The sequence below is a fragment of the Commensalibacter nepenthis genome (assembly GCF_029953305.1).
In the GTDB taxonomy this organism is placed as follows: domain Bacteria; phylum Pseudomonadota; class Alphaproteobacteria; order Acetobacterales; family Acetobacteraceae; genus Commensalibacter; species Commensalibacter nepenthis.
This window is the reverse complement of sequence record NZ_JASBAN010000018.1, coordinates 1-590: the sequence shown is the minus strand read 5'-3', so window position 1 is coordinate 590 and position 590 is coordinate 1. Positions and strand designations below refer to the sequence as shown.

General features: G+C 48.1%; 1 protein-coding gene. It reads right to left on the bottom strand.

Translation table 11 applies throughout. From position 1 onward, the window contains the following. Window positions 1–590 (bottom strand): hypothetical protein (locus tag QJV33_RS11955; protein ID WP_281463629.1); only part of this gene is annotated, 590 nt, incomplete at both ends.

Here is a 590-nt window from a genome sequence, read left to right as displayed (position 1 = left end):
CTATAGAGATAAGCATATGCATATAATGCTCCCCATTGCGCCAATTTCTCTGTATTATTAATACTATTACCAACAGCATTTTGTATTTGCTTAATGTCAGCATCTGTCAGGGCATTTGGGTTGTTACCAGCAGCACTCGCACCACCAGCAGCTAAAAGCGCTTCTTGTTGTGCCAAAAATAGCGCCATATTATATTGTTGAAGTGCAGAGGAAATATCGACACCATTCAACGCACCAGAGCCACCCCCAATCGCTCCACCCGCTGCGGCACCTCCAGCAGCAGCAGCAATCGCATTTTCGATCGCATTCGTTAATGCCATCGCAAGTTTTGGATCACCATTACTATTCGCATCTGCCCATTGTTTAACACTATTCAACGTCGCAGACGATAATATATTCCCGCCAACAGAACTCCCTACCGCTGCACCGACGTTGCCGCCAGTAACGCCTGCGACGGCGGCGGAGCCAGCGGCTTCGAGAATGATGCGACCAATATCGTTCTTAACATTCGTTTCATCAAAGCCATTGACACCACTATTATGTAACGCATCAGACACTTGCCCCATGACTTCGCCGACCAGCTGCATGCC